This is a genomic window from Parasedimentitalea nitratireducens (assembly GCF_057444295.1).
Map to the genome: position 1 here is coordinate 168,734 of NZ_JBYAXC010000004.1, position 17,841 is coordinate 186,574.

Consider the following 17,841-nt stretch of genomic DNA (forward strand, 5'->3'; position numbering starts at 1 on the left):
GAATCCGTACTTCACGCCGAAGATTTGGCAAGAAACTACTGATCTGTTGCAAGGATAACGAGTTTACAGGCCCAGGCGGTCGCGCATGGCGTACCATGTCATGGCCAAGACCAAGAGCGGTGAGCGCATGCCTGGCCCGCCGGGGAAGGAGGGGGCCGGAACGCGTGACATGGCGTCGAATCCTTCGCTTTGCCCTTGGATCGCCAAAGCCATCAGCTGGCCCGCATGGGTGGCCGTTCCAACGCCATGCCCGGAATAGCCCGAAGCCGACAACACATTTGGGCCAAGACGGGCCAGATAGGGCATTCGCTTCATGGTAATGCCAAGTGTGCCGCCCCAAGTATAATCCACCTTTACGTCACGCAGGTGTGGGAAAATCTGGCTCATGGGTTTGCGTACAACGGCGTCGATGTTGCTTGGGAACTTGTAGCCATAGCTTTCGCCGCCACCAAACAGCAGCCGTTTGTCAGCGCTGAGTCGGAAGTAATTGACGACAAACTTGCTGTCGGCCACCGCAACATCACGAGTTAGAACCTTGGCGGCGTCATCTCCCAGTGGTTCGGTTGCGGCGATGAAGTTGTTGATCGGCATGACCTTTGCGGCCACTTGACCATTCAATCCGCCAAGGTAGCCGTTGCAGGCCAGGACCAGGTGATCGGCGGTGACGCTGCCTGCGCCGGTGTTGACTTTGACCTGCGCGCCCGGCTCTAACTGAAGAACTTCGCTTTGCTCATGAAGAGCGGCGCCTGCGGCCGCCGCTGCCTTTGCCAGCCCAAGTGCATAGTTCAGCGGATGCAGATGCGCTGCGCCCATATCCAAAAAACCGCCCTGATAATCGGGCGAGGGGCACATCTCATGACAGGACTGCTTGTCCAGTATTTCAAGCTCGTCATAGCCATAACGGTCCTGCAGATGCGCGCCGTATTCATGTAGATGCGCCACGTCGCTCTTGCTGGAGCCGGTCCAGGCGACGCCGGGTTTCAGGTCGCAATCAATGTCGTGGCGCTTGATCAGATCCTTGACCAGATCCTTGGCATCTTCGCCCAGCTGCCACAGTTTTGCAGCCTCTGGATCTCCCATCAATGCCTCAAGACCATCTTGGTCCAGACGTTGACCACTGCCTAGTTGGCCTCCATTACGACCAGAAGCTCCAAAGCCAACGCGATGGGCTTCGAGCAGGACCACGCTCAATCCGGCCTCAGCCAGATGCAGCGCGGCCGAAAGGCCGGTGTAGCCACCACCAATGATACAGACATCGGCGCGCGCGTCGCCGTTTAAGGGGGCAAAAGGCTTTAGCGTATTTGCTGTCGCGGCATACCAGCTATTGGGATACTGGCCCTTGCGATCATTGCTGTGCAGCAGGTTCAAACCCATAGTGTGCCCCCGTGTGGTCGGGCCCGACCCGTTGGTCAGGCTCCAGATGTTTCTTTTTGCTTCAAATACTCAATTCGCAACCGCCGAACCTGGCCAGCGGTTGCGAATCTGCCTCAGACATTCAGCAGCAGATGTTCGCGTTCCCAAGGTGAGATGACCTGCAGGAACTCGTCATACTCGGCACGCTTCACGATGGAATAGACACGGGCAAAATCTTCACCCAGCACCTTATGAAGCGCCTCTGCACTGTCGAAAAGCTCCAGCGCCTCACCCATGACCTGAGGGATGTCTTCGTCGGCGGCATAGGCGTCGCCTTTGAACTCGGCACTTGGGCTGCGGTGTTCGGTCATGCCAAGATATCCGCAGGCCAGCGAGGCTGCAATGCCAAGGTATGGATTGCAATCCATGCCTGCCAGACGGTTTTCAACACGACGGGCCGAGGGACCAGACAGCGGCACACGAATACCTGTGGTCCGGTTGTCTTTGGCCCAACTCAGATTGATCGGCGCAGCTTGGTCTTTGACGTAGCGACGGTAGGAGTTCACATAGGGTGCCAGCACAGCGATTGCTGCGGGTAGGTGGGTTTGCAGACCTCCAATGAAGTGATGAAAGGCGTCGGTTTCCTCGCCATTCGGGCCGGAGAAAATGTTATCACCCGTAGCTGTATCGATGATCGAGTGGTGCACATGCATGGAGGAGCCAGGTTCGTTGGCGATCGGCTTAGCCATGAAGGTGGCATAGCAGTCGTGGCGCAGAGCGGCCTCGCGAATCAGGCGTTTGAAGTAGAACACTTCGTCGGCAAGTTTGATCGGATCGCCGTGGACCAGGTTGATTTCCAGCTGACCGGCGCCGCCTTCCTGGGTGATGCCATCAATTTCGAACCCCTGCGCCTCGGCAAAGTCATAGATGTCGTCGATCACCGGGCCAAACTCATCCACGGCCGTCATCGAATAGGCCTGACGGGCGGCGGCGGGGCGGCCCGAGCGGCCCATCATTGGTTTGATTTCTTGTAGCGGGTCGGTGTTGCGGGCCACCAGATAGAATTCCATTTCCGGCGCCACAACAGGCTTCCAGCCTTTGGCCGTATAGAGATCAACCACTCGTTTCAGCACATTGCGGGGTGAAAATGGGATTGGCTCGCCAGCGCTGTTAAAAGCGTCATGGATCACCTGAAGAGTCCAATCGCCGGTCCAGGGCGCAGCTGTGGCTGTGCTCATGTCCGGGCGCAGCACCATGTCCTTTTCGATGAAGCCATCTTCGCCTGCGGCCTCACCCCAACCACCAGTGATGGTCTGGTAGAACACGCTGTCGGGCAGGTGAAAATAGTCTTGCCGGGCGAACTTAGAGGCAGGAACCGCTTTGCCGCGGGCGATGCCGGGCAGGTCAGAGACGATGCATTCAACTTCGTCCAGGCGACGGCCATCCAGATAGGCCTTGGCAGCTTCGGGCAGGGTGGATTTCCAATCGGACATTAAGCCCTCTCTTTCTTCAAGAATGACGCCATGAAACTGGCGATTTCGTCGCTGTCGTTAGGCACTTCCAGTTTGGTCTGGGCCTTGTCCAGAATTGGGTCAGGCACCACACCGCGACCGCGTTTTTCGATCAAGCCGCCGACAAAGTCAGATTTGAATTCGGGGTGGGGCTGCACGGTCCAGATGGTGTCACCGTAGGCAAGGATGCCATTCGGACAGAAGTCGTTACCTGCCAGAACGCGGGCGTCCTTGGGCAGTTGCGTCACCTGATCCTGATGCCAAGCGTTCATCGACAGAGAGCGACCGTCTTGATTGTATTCAACCCGGCCAATTGCCCAGCCACCCTCGTATTTCTCGACCTTGCCGCCCAGAGCCTGTGCGATGATCTGATGGCCGAAGCAGATACCAAGCGTGGGCAGCCCCTTGGCGTGGATGTCGCGGATCAGCTCTTCGAGCGGGGGGATCCAGTCGTGATCTTCGTAGACCCCAAACCGGGATCCGGTGATCAGCCAGCCGTCGGCAGCGTCAGCACTTTCGGGAAAGACCCCGTCCAGCACCGCGTAAGTCTCAAATTCAAATCCGTGGCCATCCAGCAGGGTGCGAAACATCTGGTCGTAGTCACCCGAGGTTTCGATCAGCGCATCAGGGGCGCGGCCGGTTTGAAGTATTCCGATTCTCATGTGTCACCTAAATTTGATCAAATTCAGCCTAGCGGAGGCCGAACGGTCGGACAAGGGGGCTCAGACTGCTTCCAGCAAGGACAACCAGTGCGTCTCTTTAGGGCGCTCTGCAAAGAGGCGCATCTCTTGCCGTTTGGTCATCACCAGATTGCGGATTGTCATGTCTGGCAGGATCCGCGCGATCAGCGGATCGGTTTCAAAGGTATCAATGGCGGCGCCCCAGCTGTCTGCCAGCTGTGGCAGATCTGCGATCTCATACGCATTTCCCGTGATCGGGGCCGGGGGCATCATTTGATCTTCGATACCCACAAGGGCTGCGCCTAGAACAGTTGCGAGCATCAAATAGGGGTTGATGTCGCCACCGGCCACCCGGTGTTCGATACGTCGCGACACAGGGGGGCCACCGGGGATGCGAATAGCCGCTGTGCGGTTCTCATAGCCCCAGGCGGCGCTGGTGGGTGCATGGGCCCCTGGCACCAACCGTTCGTAGGAATTGCCATGCGGCGCAAAGATCAATGTGCTGGCAGGCATAGCTGCGAGACATCCGGCGACGGCATGTTTCAGCAGGTCAGACCCGGTGTCGCTGCCATCGTCAAAGACGTTGTTTCCATCGCTATCTACCACCGAGAAATGGACGTGCATTCCATTACCGGCTTCCTCGGCATAAGGCTTGGCCATGAACGTTGCAGCCAGCCCATGCTTGCGTGCGATGCCTTTGACCATGGCTTTGAATAACCAAGCATCATCCGCCGCACGCAGGGCATCCTGGTGGTTCAGGTTGATTTCGAACTGGCCCAAGCCACCTTCAGAAATGGCGGTTTGGGCGGGGATGCCCATAGCCTCGCACGCGTTGTAGAGGTCGGTGAAAAAGTCATCAAAGGCATCTAATTCGGCCAGAGATATTGTGGCGTGGCTGTCAAGCGCACGTCCTGTCACAGGGTTCTTAGGAGGGCAGGGCTGGTCACCGTTGGCATCAACCAGGTTGAATTCCATTTCGGTGGCTGCAATGACGGTCCAGCCGCGGTTGGAGTATTTTTCCAATACGGTTTCAAGCGCATGGCGAGGGTCACCCAAGAATGGTTTCCCATCATCATAGTGCAGGGTCATCGGCACCAGTGCTGAGGCATTGGCTAACCAGGGCATGGCAACAGGGCCGCGATCGGTTGGCAGCAAAACGCCATCTGCATCACCGGATTCAAACACCAGTGGGCTATCGTCGATATCGCTGCCCCAGAGATCTAGGTTCAGGGCGGACAGCGGCAAGCGTGCGCCACCCTTGTCGAACTTTGCGGCCATTGTGGAGGGCATGCGCTTGCCCCGCATCTGACCGTTCAGGTCGCAAGCGGCAATGCGAATGGTGCTGAGGCTAGACAGATCCATAGTGGGCTCCCTTAGTGATTAAGAGAGGTGTAGCGCAGGACTTTGCCCGCGCCAAGATAATTTGATCAAAAGTTTCAGTTGAAGGGGCTGCGTAAACAAAAATGGCTCCCGAAGGAGCCATTTGAACGAAAACCAATACGGTGATTAGCGCATGATATTTGGCTTGAACTTGATTTTTGCTCGCCGTGCCTGGGGCAAATGCCGGTTCAGGCGTTTGTTCACTATTCCAAACAGCGAGATGATCAACAGCGTCAGCATGATGAAGTAGAACGCCAGGATCGGGTAGGGGATAAACGGGTTGAACGTTTTATCCGCAAAGTAGCTGGCATAGTACAGCGCATCGCCTTTTTGACGCCAGGCCGGAAAGCCCGAGAAATAGACCAGCGTGGTGGCATGGAACAGGAAGATTGCCTCGTTTGTATAGGCAGGCCAGGCGAGGCGAAGCATGGTGGGCCAGACAATCCGTTTGAACCGGGGCCAGCCGGACAGGCCGTAGGCATCGGCAGCTTCTACGTCACCCTTGGGGATCGACTGAAGCGCGCCGTAGAAGATCTCGCCAGTATAGGCGGCGGTGTTCAGGAACAGCACGATCAAAGCACCCAGCCAGGCTGAGGTGAACGGATCAAAGATCGGTGAAACACCCTTGAGGCTAAGAAACAGGAAGTAGGCAAAGAAGAACTGGATGAACAGTGGCGAACCACGGAACAGGAAGATGAACCATTCAGCCGGTTTGCGGTATCTGGCGTGGCTAGAGTTCTTGGCCACGGCGAGTGCAGTTGCAAAAAAGAACCCGGTGACGACGGCCAGAACACCAAAGTAAACATTCCAGATCATGCCGGAACCGATCAGGGTGAACTGTTCACACAGGGTGAAATCACTGCGCGGCAGCAAACGTTCGCCGTAGCCAAGCGAACGGAATGCATAGTCTTGTACAGTCTGAAAGCAGCTCATGACGCTTTCCTTTGTGCTTCGCCACCCAGGGTGGCCTGCCCGTGAGAAAGTCGTGTCATTAGTTTCTCCAGGAAAACTTCGGAGACTTTGGTAAAGGCAAGATAGAAGACCAGAAGCGCCAGGAAGTACCACATGCGCCAGTCACCATGGGGATAGGCGGTGAATTTGGCGGTCTTAGATCCACCCATTTCGCGGGCCCAATAAACAATGTCTTCGACGCCCAACAAGAACAACAGCGGCGTGGCCTTAATCAGAACCATCCAAAGGTTCGACAAGCCGGGTAGGGCATAGACCCACATCTGCGGCACCAGAATGCGCCAAAACGTTTGGCGATGTGTCATGCCATATGCTTCGGCGGTTTCGATCTGGGCGTGGGGAACCGCGCGCATCGCCCCGTATAAAACATTGGCGGCAAAGGCGCCAAAAACGATGGCAAAGGTTATGACCGCGAGGGAAAAGCCATAGACCTCGTGCATCCACTGGGGAGAAGATCCCAATGGCATCTTGGCTATGTCGCAGACGACAAAGTCGCTGCCCTGGCGAATGGGTTCAGCCCAGTCTGGGCATTTTGCCTTGTGCAGCAGCCATTCAATGCCCTGGTCCAATGCAATGACAAAGAACATGAAGAAGGCGATGTCAGGTACACCACGGACGATGGCGATATATCCTTTGCCCAGCCAGCTAAGCGGAGCAAACCGTGCGCGAGCTGCCATGGCGCCACCAAAGCCAAAGGCCATTGCGGTGGGGGCCGTGATGGCCAAGAGCAACAAAACTGTCCCAAACGAGACATAGAAGGACATGTGCTTACCTGTGGTCAGGTAGCAGCTTAGCCACTTGATGCCCTCAAGGACGGCAGGATCAGAGCAATAGGAGAAGATGGTGAGCCTCGAATTCTAGAGCCGTTCAGGATCGCAACGGGAATAGTAAGGAGAGGGAGCAAAGCCCCCTCTCACAGGTCTTGATGTTAGATCAGGGCGATCAGAATTGGCCCTCGATCTCCCATTTTGCCAGCAGCTCGTTCAGCGAACCGTCTTCTTTCATCGAAGCGATCGCTGCGTCGAACTTACCGCGCAGTTCAGCATCGGACTTGCGGAACGCCATGCCGATGCCGCCACCCAGCAGGATGTCTTCGATCAGCATCAGATCGGTTTCTGCAACGATTGGGTTCAGGTAGTCTTTGTCAGACAGAACCGCGTCCGCTTCGCCTGATTTAACAGCAGCGATGGTTTCATCCGGTGTTGGGAATTCAACCAGAGTCGCACCTGATTCAGCAACGTGAGCCGACTGGATGGTCGAAGCCTGAGCTGCAATCACCGCTGTCTTCAGGTCAACGTCAGCAGACATTGCAGCGAAGGAAGATGGCGACGGCTGAGTGTAGCCCTGGGTGAAGTCAACAACTTCAGCGCGCTCAGCAGTGATCGACATGCCAGCGATGATGGCATCGTAGTTGCCCGAGGTCAGGTTAGGGATGATCGAATCCCAGTCGTTGGTGACCCACTCACAAGTCTGGCCAGCGCGTTTGCACAGCTCGTCGCCCAACTCGCGCTCAAAACCGTCAACTTCGCCTGAATCGTTCAGGAAGTTGTATGGAGGGTAGGCGCCTTCGGTGCCCAGGCGAACAGTGTCGGCCATTGCAAAGCTGGCGGTCAGTGCCAGAGCGGCGGTGCCCAAAAACAAGGATTTCATTGGATTACTCCCATTAAGGTTGGTTATTGATTATTGTTCTTATCAGTGACGTGTGGCGGACAAAAAGCCACGCAACCGTTCGGATCGGGTATTGCCGAACAATTCGTCCGGGCTGCCCTCTTCTTCGATCAGACCTTTGTGCAAGAACACAATATGGTCAGACACATCAGCGGCAAGCTTCATGTCGTGGGTCACGATCAGCATGGTGCGGCCTTCGGCTGCAAGGTCCTTGATCACTTTGACCACTTCCTGTTCCAGCTCTGGGTCCAAAGCCGAAGTAGGTTCGTCAAACAGCAGGGCTTCGGGTTCCATGCACAGGGCACGGGCAATGGCTGCGCGTTGCTGCTGGCCTCCAGAAAGCTGAGCGGGGTAGACGTCGCATTTGTCGCCAATACCCACTTTTTCCAAATACTTGCGCGCTGAGGCTTCGGCTTCGTCGCGGTCGCGCCCAAGAACGGTCACTGGGGCTTCCATTACGTTTTGCAGGATCGACATATGCGCCCACAGATTGAACTGTTGGAACACCATGCTGAGATTGGTGCGGATGCGAAGTATTTGTTTTGCATCTGACGGGCGGCGGTTCAGCCCATTTCCACCCCAGGAAATCGGCTCACCTTTGAACAGGATCTCGCCCTGTTGGCTGTCTTCCAAAAGATTGCAGCAACGCAATAAAGTAGATTTTCCCGAGCCCGAAGAGCCGATGAGGGAAACAACGTCGCCGCGTTTAGCAGTTATATCGACCCCTTTGATGACCTCAAGTTCACCATAAGATTTGTGTAAATCGCGGATTTGCAGAACAGGTGTTTCGTCGGTCAAGGGTCTTAGTATCCGCTTGTTGTGAAGTTAAAGACAGTATTGGACCTAAAAATGGCACTAATGCAATGTGCAAAACGGGTAATGCGTCGAGTTAGGTGGCGATTTGACCATAATATGCGTCGGAACGGAAGTGGGGGCTTCTTGGCTGCTGGTTTGGAAAACCACGATAAGTCACCGTCCGATTTATGATTTTATTCAGGATGCAGTTGCCGGTTGAAACTTGGCTGTACGAAGTCGTCGGAAAGGGCAGTTTTGTGATCAGGATTCTGGGGCACGCAAGCACTTCAAAATCCCAAGATCCAGATGCCTCGTCAGTTGAGAGCGCTTCGACCCTGCCGAACCATCAGGGTGGGTCCCAAAGGTGTTGGCACTGCCAGATATTCCGCAGGGGGAATTTCCATCATGCCTGTTAACTGCAGAGTTGCGCGATCACTGTCAGTTAGGTTTGCCACTGCCGAGGTTAGAGCCCCAAACAGCGACTGCCTATCCTTGTCAATTGACGTGATAAAGGGGAGGGCCGGAGTGGGACTGGTACGCGTGATCTCGGTGAGTTCTGATGAGAAATCATCGTAACGCTGAATCATTGCCCAGGTTACTGCGTCCAAAGAGGCAAAATCGGCGCGTCCTTCGGCAACGGCAAGAGCTGAGTTTTGGTGGCTGCCGGTTTCAACAAGTTCGCCAGGCATAAGCCGCTGCTCGCGCATGTGCATCACAGGGGCCGCCCAGCCTGACTGGGACAGCGCCTCGTTATAGGCAAAGCGCTGGCCATCAAATGCGGCCAGAGAGTCGCCTTCGCGGTTTTTGTGGGCGAGGATGACGCTGTTGTAATGCCCCGGAGGGCAGTCAGGCAGGCCGTAGTCGGGGGTTCCGACCAACTGAACATGACTGTAGAGCCGGGTTCGATAGGGCATACCGCAGGTCTGGGCGAGCAGCAGATCGGGTGATCTCCAGATGTCCCAGACATCTGCATCGCGTGACAGGTGATCGGGGCCTTGCCCCAGCTCCGTTCGGATTGCTTGCCAGAATGCATCGTTTGCCGCTGCGGTTTCAGGGCGGTCATACATTCCGAGATAAGCAATCACTGGGCTTTCTCCATCCGGCGCCGGGCCAAGGCGCTGTCCACATCACTAACGCCTAGCAGGTTGGCGGACAGACGCAAAATAGCATCTTCGCCTTCATCACGGTGGCCATCAGCCAGCACCACTTGCCACAGTGATTCGATCACGCCGATACGGTCTTCGTATGCGACCGCCTCTTTGATGGCGCGGGTAAAGCGAACCGTGTCTGGGGCCTCGGCCTCCATTGCCTCGGCCTGTTCGCGCAAAATGATCGCTTCGCCCATATCCAGACCGTAACGGGCTGAAATAATGCGATCAATGCGGTCCTGCTCGACGTCTGCATAGTTATGATCTGACCGTGCAATGCGAACCAGCAGCGCAGTCAGCGCAAGGCGCGCATCCTGAGGATCCAGCGCTGAAGGGGCCGGCTGTAGTAGTTTGTTCAGGAGGTCTTTGAACATTAGTTTTCCTCGGACTGAGTTGCGAGTTTGGCCTTGGCCTTGGTGCGGGCCGCTTGACTGTCGGCGTAAGACAGGCCCATTTCGCTGCGGATTTCTTCGATGATGCTGACTTCGCCGGGGTGTTCGCGGCCATCGGCCAGCACTACTTCCCAAAGGGCGTCCATTGCAGCCAAACGTTCGTCAATTCCTGTGGTTTCACGGATCAGGCGGCCAAAAGTATCGCTTTCGGGTGCTGCAGCCTGGAGCTTTTCGCAAGTAGCCCGCACTTTGGCGGCTTCGATTGCGTTGTGCTGGTAGAGCCGCGCAAGGGTGCGATCGATCAGGCTGATCTCTTCGAGCTGATATTCACGATCCGATTGCGCCACCCGCACCAACAGGGCTCCCAGGGCTAGTTCGGCATCTGGATCAGGTAGTTTGGTCTGGCCCTGCGGGCGAATGGCTTGAAATAGTTTTTTCAAAAGTGGCATGAAACTCTCCGGAACGAGTATCTTGTCAGTATGGGGTTACCCATCATAACCCTCAATGATCTCCATGTCGCCAGTTGAGACCGGATCGCGCAGAGATTTGGCATCTTGGTAGGAAACAGAGTCGTAACAGGCTTTGGCCGTTGCAAAATCTTTGAATTCGATGACCACAGTACGGGCGCGTGTTTGGCCTTCACGCACTTCTTTGTGTCCACCCCGGACAAGAAATTTCGCACCATATTCGGCAAAAGGCGCTGCATTTGCAGCGACGTAGTCCTTATAGCGGTCCATGTCATCCACATCGACATGGGCAACCCAATATCCCTTTGGCATCTGTCTCTCCCTAATTCTGGAGTGCAGGCTGGAGTAAAACTGTTCTTATATCAATGAGATGCTGGAACAATTTTTCCCCCTGTTACGATTGGCAAGGAGTGGTGCGTGCAAGCACACACCCTACACAGATAGGACTGGACCGGGTTTGGTGCAGCTAAAAGCAAAAACGCCCACCAAAGGGCGGGCGTTTTAATAACAAATCGGCGTGGGATCAGCCGATTTCAGACAGACGTGCCAGCGCCTCTTTGATCTTGGCTTCTTCCTCTTCGCGCAACTCCAGGTTAGCGCGGGTTTCGGCGACCACTTCGGCTGGGGCCGAATCCGCAAACTTGGGGTTTTTCAACCGGCCACGCAGGCCACCGAGCTCTTTCATCAACTTGCCAAGGTTCTTTTCCTGGCGGGCTTTTTCGGCTGCGACATCAATGATCTCGGCCAGTGGCAGCGCGAAGGACGCGCCGGGGGCACCGATGGAAATACAGCCCTTGGGCAGGGTGTCGGCCGCCTCAAGGCTTTCAATGCGAGCAAAGCGTTTGATCAGCTCGCCGTTGCGATCCCAATAAGCCTGACCAGCGGCGTCAATCTCGGTCACCAGCATCGGAACTTTGGCACCGGCGGGTACGTTTAGCTGTGCACGGGCTGAGCGGATGTTGTCGATTACTGCGATCACCCAGTTCATCTCGCGCTCGGCATCAGCGTCCACCAGATCGGCTGCCGAGTAGGTTGGCCATGTGCCATGTGCCAACATCTGCGAAGCGTCGCCAGCCTCGTAGCCACGGCCCTGGGTGACGTTCCAGATTTCCTCGGTCACAAATGGCATGATCGGGTGCATCAGGATCAGCGCCTGATCCACGGCCCAGGCATACACCGCCTGAGTTTCGTCCTTGGCGGGTTGATCGTCGGCAAAGAAGATCGGCTTGGTGAATTCTAGATAGCGCGCACAGAAGCTGTTCCAGAAGAAGGAATAAAGCGCATTGGCGGCGTCGTTAAAGCGATAGGCCTCAAACGCGCCATCCACCTCTTCACGCAGTTTGGCGATTTCACCAATGATCCAGCGGTTCAGGGGCAGGGTGGCTTTGGGTGGCTCGGCCCCACGCTCGGCACTGAAGGCATCAATCTGGCTGTCACCGTAAGAGGACGCTTGCCAGATCTTGGTGACAAAGTTGCGATAACCCTCGATCCGTTTCATGTCGAGCTTGAGCACACCGCCAAGGCTGGCCATGGCCGCATTGGTGAACCGCAGCGCGTCGGCGCCGTATTCATCAATGATTTCCAGAGGGTCAACAACGTTGCCGGTGGATTTCGACATCTTCTTGCCCTTGGCATCGCGCACAAGGCCATGCAGGTAGACTGTGTCGAACGGGATTTTTTCCGCAACTGGACGGTCCGACAGAACCGCCATTTGCATCATCATCATTCGCGCAACCCAGAAGAACAGGATGTCCTGACCGGTGACCAGGGTCGAGGTTGGGAAGTATTTTTGCAGCTCTTCGGTGTCTTCGGGCCAGCCGAGGGTGCCGATGGGCCAGAGGCCGGAGGAGAACCATGTGTCCAGCACGTCGGGGTCGCGGTCTAGCAATACCTTTTTGTTTGCCAAGAATTCGTCTGCAATTTCTTGATCGGTATATTCACCAGAATCTGTAACTGGTTCAAATCCTGTACCATTGTAGTACTTACCAGCGAGGGCAAGGGCTTCTTCAACAGAAGCAGCACAGAATGCCTTCATTTTGCCGTAAGTGATTCCTTCTTCATCGTCTGTAAGCGCTGGTCCATACCAAACCGGGATTTGGTGGCCCCACCACAGTTGGCGCGAGATGCACCAGGGCTCGATATTTTCCAGCCAGTGATAATAGACCTTTTCACCGCTTTCCGGCAGGATCTTTACATCGCCATTCTTCACCGCATCCAGCGCCGGGCCGACGATTTTGTCGGTCTCAACAAACCACTGGTCGGTTAGCATCGGCTCAATCACCACTTTGGAGCGATCGCCAAAGGGCTGCATGATCGGCTTGTTCTCGACATAAGGCACGGTTTCCGAAACCTCGGTCTCGTTGCCGTCCTCGTCCTTGACCGTCTTGGTGACGGTCTGCATCACGGCCAGACCTTCGGCGGTGATGTCGGCCACCACACGTTTGCGGGCCTCAAACCGGTCCAGGCCACGGTATTCCTCGGGCACCAGATTCATCGCGGCGATGGAGGCCTCGGTGAACTCAGCCTCACCATTGGCGATGGCCTGCGCGGTGGCGGCCTCGTCAACATAAGGCGCACCATCGGCGCGCATATTGGCCTTGGTGTCCATCAGGTTGTACATCGGAATGCCGCCGCGCTTGGCAACCTGATAGTCGTTGAAGTCATGCGCGCCGGTGATTTTCACCGCGCCCGAGCCAAAGTCTTTGTCCGGGTACTCATCGGTGATGATCGGGATCAGACGGCGCTGCGCCTTGGGGCCAACCGGAATTTCGCAGAGCATGCCTACGATGGGCGCATACCGCTCGTCCGACGGGTGTACCGCAACCGCGCCATCGCCCAGCATGGTTTCCGGGCGGGTGGTGGCGATGGAAATGTAATCGCGCTCTTCTTCGAGCACGACATTTCCGTCCTCGTCTTTTTCGACGTAGGTGTAGGTTGCGCCACCTGCCAGCGGGTATTTGAAGTGCCACATGTGGCCGGCAACTTCGATGTTTTCGACCTCAAGATCAGAAATCGCGGTTTCAAAGTGCGGGTCCCAGTTAACCAGCCGCTTGCCGCGATAGATCAGGCCCTTGTTGTACATGTCCACAAAGACCTTGATCACGGCATCATGGAAGTTGGGCGAGTTTTCGTGACCTGTGCGGGTATCACCCTGAGCGCCGGACATGGTGAATGCAGTGCGGTCAAAGTCGCACGACGCACCAAGGCGCTTCAGCTGCTCAACAATAGTGCCACCGGATTTCTCTTTCCATTCCCAGATCTTTTTCAGGAACTCTTCGCGGCCCAGTTCTGCGCGCGACGGCTGTTGGGTGCGGGCCAGTTCACGCTCGACAACCATCTGGGTGGCGATGCCTGCGTGGTCAGTGCCCGGCTGCCACAAGGTGTCAAACCCCTGCATGCGCTTCCAGCGGATCAGGATGTCCTGCAGGGTGTTGTTGAACGCATGGCCCATGTGCAGCACGCCGGTCACGTTGGGCGGTGGGATCATGATCGAATAGGAAGAGGCGCCGGGCTTGGCATTTGCCCCTGCCTTGAAACAGCCTGCTTCATCCCAGGCCTTGTACAGCCGGTCTTCGGCTTCGGCCGCGTTGAATGTCTTTTCCATCGCCATTGCGTTTGTCCTGCGTCGGTATCCTTGGTTGTGTCCCACTTACCCAATAGGCGCGCCAAGGGGAAGGGAGAAGGACATCGCTGGACCAACGGCAGTGAGAATGGACGAAACAGTTGTTCAGGTGCGGTCCAGCTTGGTGGCCAGGTGGATCAGGCTTTCAGAGGACTTCACGCCGCGCGCCTCGCCGATACTATCGATGGTTTCATCCAGCTCGGTTGTGGTTTGCGCGACCACTTGGGCGAGCAGATCAAACCGACCCGAGGTGGTATGGACCACCTGGACACCGGGCAGGATGCGCAACCGGGCGAGGACTTCGGGGCCGGAGCGAGGTTCGATTGAGATCAAGACCGTGGCCTGTAGTGGGGGGCGATCAGAAAGAGAGGCGCGCAGTGTGTAACCAGAAATGACGCCTGTGGTTTCAAGCCTGTCGATCCGGGCCTGTACAGTGGTGCGTGCCAGCCCAAGCAGGCGGGCCAGTTCGGCCACCGGTCTGCGTGCGTTCTCGCGCAGCAAATTCATCAGTTTTTGGTCGGTTTCGTCAGGTTGCATGGTCGCCTCGTCGATGTGACGTAAGTTTTGGTCAAAATAGTCGGAGTGTCGGGATATTTCGACGGGTCATTTTCCGAAACTGGGGAAAAACTACGAGGTGTATTCGAAATGCAGCAAATTTCTCCGCTTTGGCATGATCCTGAAACACATTTGGCGCGCCGTCAGCCGGATCATCCTGTGCTGTATTTCTCGCCTCGGGTTCTGCACCAGACCGCAGCGCGGTTTCAGTCCGGGTTTCCTGGCTTGGTAACCTATGCGGTTAAGGCCAATCCCCATCCTGCCGTGTTGTCTAATCTGGTGGCAGCTGGGATTGGTGCGTTTGATGTGGCGTCGCCTGCCGAGATGGCAGCGGTGCGTGCTGCTAGCCAAACCGCGGCTATGCATTACAACAATCCTGTTCGCTCGATTGAGGAAATCAAGGCCGGTATTGAGCATGGCATTGATAGCTGGTCGATCGACGAAATGAGCGAGCTGGAAAAACTGGCTGACGTTCCGCGTGACTGCGAAATTGCAGTGCGGTTTGCCATGCCGGTGGAAGGGGCGGCTTATGATTTTGGCAGCAAGTTTGGTGCCGAGCCGGAGCAAGCAATCGAGTTGCTGAAACGTGTCGCCGAAGAAGGCTGGACGCCGTCACTGTGTTTCCACCCCGGTACGCAATGCGAAGATGCAAATGCCTGGGTTGCTTACATCGCTGAGGCTGGTCGGATTTGTCAGGCCGCAGGTGTCAAGATTGACCGATTGAATGTAGGCGGTGGCTTTGCAGCAAATCGCGATGGTATTGCCCCCGACTTGGAGCATACGTTTTATGCAATTGCCGATGCTGTCGAGGCTGCGTTTGGCAAAGATCTGCCAACATTGATCTGCGAACCGGGGCGGGCAATGGTGTCCGAGGCCTTTACCCTGGCTGCACGGATCAAAGGGATCCGCGATGGAGGTGAGTTGGTGTTCCTGAATGACGGCATTTATGGCGGGCTCGTTGATATTCGTGATATGGGGCTGCCTGGGCGTGTTTTTGTTGTGGCTGGTGACGGCTCACATCGTACCGCTGCTGCGAAGCCGCGTGTGGTGTTTGGACCCACATGTGACAGCCTTGATCGCCTGCCCGATGGGTTGCCACTGGCGGCCGATGCCGAGGCTGGTGACTATGTTCTGCTACCGGGATTGGGTGCTTATTCTTCATCAATGAGCACCCAGTTTAATGGCTATGGCCTGTCTGATGTGGTGACGGTGATTGAACTGGAAGCACCAGCTTCGACTTAACACGAACTGAGGTCCGCAAAAGCGCGGGCAATGGCTATCTTGTGTAACAAAACGCGCTTGCCATCTGATTTCAGGGGGCAAGCAATTGCTATGGTCGCAAGAATGACTCCCAAAAGTTCCAAGGTGCGACCATGTGGAGCGGCACGGCGTTCTCAATCGTTACGATATAGAAAGAATTTTCGGCAATTCTGTTGCTAAGGCGCAGTAGAGTTTCTCGCGTCGACCCGGCTGTGAAACCGCGGTGAGAAACAGAACAGGGGCAAGGGGCCATAATAGCCCTACCTATATTCTTGTAGCTCAAGAAACTCGAAATAAAGAGCTGGGTGCTTTGCTACCTACATTTTTGCTTCTGGCATTCGAAGTGTCGAACCGATGCAGAAGCGTACCTTGGTTGCGCTACAACGCGCGATTAGCAGGGCTCAAGTGAAAGAAAGAAGTTGGAATGTTCCTGACGAAATTGAGTAGACGGGTTTTGGGGTGGCTTGGTCGCCCCCTTCGCTCAGAACATTCGGCAGAAACTAAACAACGCGGCCCAATGGCCCATGTGATTATTCTGGACGGGACTATGTCGACACTGGAACCTGGTCACGAAACTCATGCCGGGACAACTTATCAATTGTGCCAACAGATGAGCGGCCAGGTGTCAGTGTTCTATGAGGCCGGGGTGCAATGGCAAAACTGGCGCTCGACACTTGATGTCATGATGGGACGTGGAATCAATAGGCAGATCCGCCGCGCCTATGGCTATCTTGCGTCGCGCTACCGACCTGGTGATCGGATCTATCTGATGGGCTATTCGCGTGGCGCTTTTGCTGTCAGGTCACTTGCTGGAGTGATTGACCAAGTTGGATTACTAAAGGCTGAACATGCCACGGTGCGAAATATCCGCACCGCCTATCGGCACTACCAAGGGGAGGGGAGCGAAGCGTCGGATCAGTTTAAGCGAGCCTTTTGCCATGATGGTGCTGAGATAGAAATGATTGGCGTGTGGGAAACCGTTAAGGCGTTAGGGTTGCGTTTGCCAATTTTGTGGCGCTGGGCAGAAATGCAACATGACTTCCATGACCACCAACTGGGTCACAGCATTCGAAATGGATTTCATGCGTTGGCACTGGATGAAACCCGCCAAGTGTTTGAGCCAGTGTTATGGGAATGCCCTGCTGGATGGCGAGGACATGTGGAACAGGTTTGGTTTCGCGGTGCGCATGGTGATGTCGGCGGACAACTGGGCAATCACGAAGAGACACGTCCTTTGGCCAATATTCCGTTGGTTTGGATGCTGGAAAAAGCAGAAAACTGTGGACTGCCGCTGCCTCAGAACTGGCGGTTGCAGTTTCCGGTCGACCCCAAGGCACCCTCGGTTGGCACCTGGCGCGGCTGGGGTAAAATATTCCTGCTGCGCAGTCGCCGCCGGGTCGGCTTGGACAGTAGCGAACGACTGCATAGCAGTGTTGGTGCAGCTTCCGAAAGCAAAGCGACGGGGATGCAAGCCCTGCGTTCAAGAGCGGCGCGCTGAACTTTCACAATTGATCAGTTTGCGGCGCCTTTCAGATTCATCACGATGCACGTCGTCGAACCTGTGGCGTAAAGCTTGCCATCTTCGACACCGCGAATTTCAGCCCGCGCAACCCCGGTTGAGCGACCAACGTGTTCGGTCACTCCGATGCAGTCTATGATCATACCCAGTTTGATAGGGCGCAGGATGTTTATCTTGTATTCAAGCGTTGTATAAACGGATCCCTTGGGAACACGTGTCATCACCGCACAGGCCATCGCGCTATCCAACAAGGTTCCGTACCAGCCACCGTGCACAGTTCCCATTGGGTTGGTCACTCCAAACTCAGGCGTGCCGCGAAACACTACCTGTCCCGGCTCGACACTCAACAGATGATAACCAAGGGTTTGGGCAATGGGCGGACCAGGTAGCCGCCCTTCAAGCATGCCGGTCATAAACTCCAGTCCTGATATTTCAGAAATCTGGCTGGGCTTCAGCAAGTCGTCAAAAGACTGGGCATAGTACATGGCGCGTTCCTTTTGAGCGGACCCTAGGAACGCGCCG

The 17,841-nt window shown here is 55.9% G+C and carries 17 protein-coding genes; 2 read left to right on the forward strand and 15 right to left on the reverse strand.

Annotated elements, in window-relative coordinates; translation table 11 throughout:
* Nucleotides 1-63: 63 nt before the first annotated feature.
* The 14 genes from AC2T28_RS14480 to AC2T28_RS14545 form a co-directional block, all read right to left on the reverse strand.
* Nucleotides 64-1,374, reverse strand: coding sequence for an NAD(P)/FAD-dependent oxidoreductase (locus AC2T28_RS14480; protein ID WP_486748769.1), 1,311 nt, complete (start codon nt 1,372-1,374; stop codon nt 64-66).
* 113 nt (nt 1,375-1,487) lie between these two features.
* Nucleotides 1,488-2,846, reverse strand: coding sequence for a glutamine synthetase family protein (locus tag AC2T28_RS14485; RefSeq protein WP_486748768.1), 1,359 nt, complete (start codon nt 2,844-2,846; stop codon nt 1,488-1,490).
* Nucleotides 2,846-3,526 carry a type 1 glutamine amidotransferase gene (locus tag AC2T28_RS14490; RefSeq protein WP_486748767.1) on the reverse strand — a complete coding sequence of 227 codons (681 nt, stop codon included), beginning with the start codon at nt 3,524-3,526 and terminating at the stop codon, nt 2,846-2,848. The genes AC2T28_RS14485 and AC2T28_RS14490 overlap by 1 nt, the downstream gene beginning before the upstream one ends.
* A gap of 60 nt (nt 3,527-3,586) precedes the next feature.
* The gene (locus AC2T28_RS14495) at nt 3,587-4,906 is read right to left on the reverse strand and encodes a glutamine synthetase family protein (RefSeq protein WP_486748766.1); all 1,320 of its coding nucleotides are present in this window, start codon (nt 4,904-4,906) and stop codon (nt 3,587-3,589) included.
* 144 nt (nt 4,907-5,050) lie between these two features.
* Entirely contained in the window at nt 5,051-5,857 is an 807-nt protein-coding gene (locus AC2T28_RS14500; RefSeq protein ID WP_486748765.1) for an ABC transporter permease, read from the reverse strand.
* Nucleotides 5,854-6,735 carry an ABC transporter permease gene (locus AC2T28_RS14505; protein WP_486748964.1) on the reverse strand — a complete coding sequence of 294 codons (882 nt, stop codon included), beginning with the start codon at nt 6,733-6,735 and terminating at the stop codon, nt 5,854-5,856. Before AC2T28_RS14505 ends, AC2T28_RS14500 begins: the two co-directional genes overlap by 4 nt.
* A gap of 100 nt (nt 6,736-6,835) precedes the next feature.
* The gene (locus AC2T28_RS14510) at nt 6,836-7,543 is read right to left on the reverse strand and encodes a transporter substrate-binding domain-containing protein (RefSeq protein WP_486748764.1); all 708 of its coding nucleotides are present in this window, start codon (nt 7,541-7,543) and stop codon (nt 6,836-6,838) included.
* A gap of 42 nt (nt 7,544-7,585) precedes the next feature.
* Nucleotides 7,586-8,359, reverse strand: a complete 774-nt coding sequence (locus AC2T28_RS14515; protein WP_486748763.1) for an ABC transporter ATP-binding protein — start codon at nt 8,357-8,359, stop codon at nt 7,586-7,588.
* A gap of 311 nt (nt 8,360-8,670) precedes the next feature.
* Entirely contained in the window at nt 8,671-9,441 is a 771-nt protein-coding gene (locus AC2T28_RS14520) for a phosphate/phosphite/phosphonate ABC transporter substrate-binding protein (RefSeq protein ID WP_486748762.1), read from the reverse strand.
* Entirely contained in the window at nt 9,438-9,878 is a 441-nt protein-coding gene (locus AC2T28_RS14525) for a tellurite resistance TerB family protein (RefSeq protein WP_486748761.1), read from the reverse strand. The genes AC2T28_RS14520 and AC2T28_RS14525 overlap by 4 nt, the downstream gene beginning before the upstream one ends.
* Nucleotides 9,878-10,345, reverse strand: a complete 468-nt coding sequence (locus AC2T28_RS14530) for a tellurite resistance TerB family protein (RefSeq protein ID WP_486748760.1) — start codon at nt 10,343-10,345, stop codon at nt 9,878-9,880. Before AC2T28_RS14530 ends, AC2T28_RS14525 begins: the two co-directional genes overlap by 1 nt.
* A 36-nt stretch (nt 10,346-10,381) precedes the next feature.
* Nucleotides 10,382-10,675: a DUF1330 domain-containing protein gene (locus tag AC2T28_RS14535; RefSeq protein WP_486748759.1), complete on the reverse strand. Its 294-nt coding sequence runs from the start codon at nt 10,673-10,675 to the stop codon at nt 10,382-10,384.
* A gap of 211 nt (nt 10,676-10,886) precedes the next feature.
* Entirely contained in the window at nt 10,887-13,973 is a 3,087-nt protein-coding gene (locus tag AC2T28_RS14540; RefSeq protein WP_486748758.1) for a valine--tRNA ligase, read from the reverse strand.
* 117 nt (nt 13,974-14,090) lie between these two features.
* Nucleotides 14,091-14,522: an Lrp/AsnC family transcriptional regulator gene (locus AC2T28_RS14545; protein ID WP_486748757.1), complete on the reverse strand. Its 432-nt coding sequence runs from the start codon at nt 14,520-14,522 to the stop codon at nt 14,091-14,093.
* A 108-nt stretch (nt 14,523-14,630) separates the two neighbouring features.
* Between AC2T28_RS14545 and AC2T28_RS14550 the strand changes: the two genes are divergently transcribed.
* Nucleotides 14,631-15,782 carry a type III PLP-dependent enzyme gene (locus AC2T28_RS14550; RefSeq protein ID WP_486748756.1) on the forward strand — a complete coding sequence of 384 codons (1,152 nt, stop codon included), beginning with the start codon at nt 14,631-14,633 and terminating at the stop codon, nt 15,780-15,782.
* Nucleotides 15,783-16,224: 442 nt separating this feature from the next.
* Nucleotides 16,225-17,298, forward strand: coding sequence for a DUF2235 domain-containing protein (locus tag AC2T28_RS14555; protein WP_486748755.1), 1,074 nt, complete (start codon nt 16,225-16,227; stop codon nt 17,296-17,298).
* A gap of 14 nt (nt 17,299-17,312) precedes the next feature.
* Here AC2T28_RS14555 and AC2T28_RS14560 read toward each other — a convergent pair whose 3' ends face one another.
* A complete protein-coding gene (locus AC2T28_RS14560; RefSeq protein ID WP_486748754.1) occupies nt 17,313-17,804 on the reverse strand; it encodes a PaaI family thioesterase in 492 nt (163 codons plus the stop codon).
* Nucleotides 17,805-17,841: the final 37 nt, after the last annotated feature.

Coding starts and splice junctions, on each gene's coding strand:
- AC2T28_RS14480 (WP_486748769.1), bottom strand. CDS start 1,374: ATGGGTTTGAACCTGCTGCACAGCAATGATCGCAAGGGCCAGTATCCC.
- AC2T28_RS14485 (WP_486748768.1), bottom strand. CDS start 2,846: ATGTCCGATTGGAAATCCACCCTGCCCGAAGCTGCCAAGGCCTATCTG.
- AC2T28_RS14490 (WP_486748767.1), bottom strand. CDS start 3,526: ATGAGAATCGGAATACTTCAAACCGGCCGCGCCCCTGATGCGCTGATC.
- AC2T28_RS14495 (WP_486748766.1), bottom strand. CDS start 4,906: ATGGATCTGTCTAGCCTCAGCACCATTCGCATTGCCGCTTGCGACCTG.
- AC2T28_RS14500 (WP_486748765.1), bottom strand. CDS start 5,857: ATGAGCTGCTTTCAGACTGTACAAGACTATGCATTCCGTTCGCTTGGC.
- AC2T28_RS14510 (WP_486748764.1), bottom strand. CDS start 7,543: ATGAAATCCTTGTTTTTGGGCACCGCCGCTCTGGCACTGACCGCCAGC.
- AC2T28_RS14525 (WP_486748761.1), bottom strand. CDS start 9,878: ATGTTCAAAGACCTCCTGAACAAACTACTACAGCCGGCCCCTTCAGCG.
- AC2T28_RS14530 (WP_486748760.1), bottom strand. CDS start 10,345: ATGCCACTTTTGAAAAAACTATTTCAAGCCATTCGCCCGCAGGGCCAG.
- AC2T28_RS14535 (WP_486748759.1), bottom strand. CDS start 10,675: ATGCCAAAGGGATATTGGGTTGCCCATGTCGATGTGGATGACATGGAC.
- AC2T28_RS14540 (WP_486748758.1), bottom strand. CDS start 13,973: ATGGCGATGGAAAAGACATTCAACGCGGCCGAAGCCGAAGACCGGCTG.
- AC2T28_RS14545 (WP_486748757.1), bottom strand. CDS start 14,522: ATGCAACCTGACGAAACCGACCAAAAACTGATGAATTTGCTGCGCGAG.
- AC2T28_RS14550 (WP_486748756.1), top strand. CDS start 14,631: ATGCAGCAAATTTCTCCGCTTTGGCATGATCCTGAAACACATTTGGCG.
- AC2T28_RS14555 (WP_486748755.1), top strand. CDS start 16,225: ATGTTCCTGACGAAATTGAGTAGACGGGTTTTGGGGTGGCTTGGTCGC.
- AC2T28_RS14560 (WP_486748754.1), bottom strand. CDS start 17,804: ATGTACTATGCCCAGTCTTTTGACGACTTGCTGAAGCCCAGCCAGATT.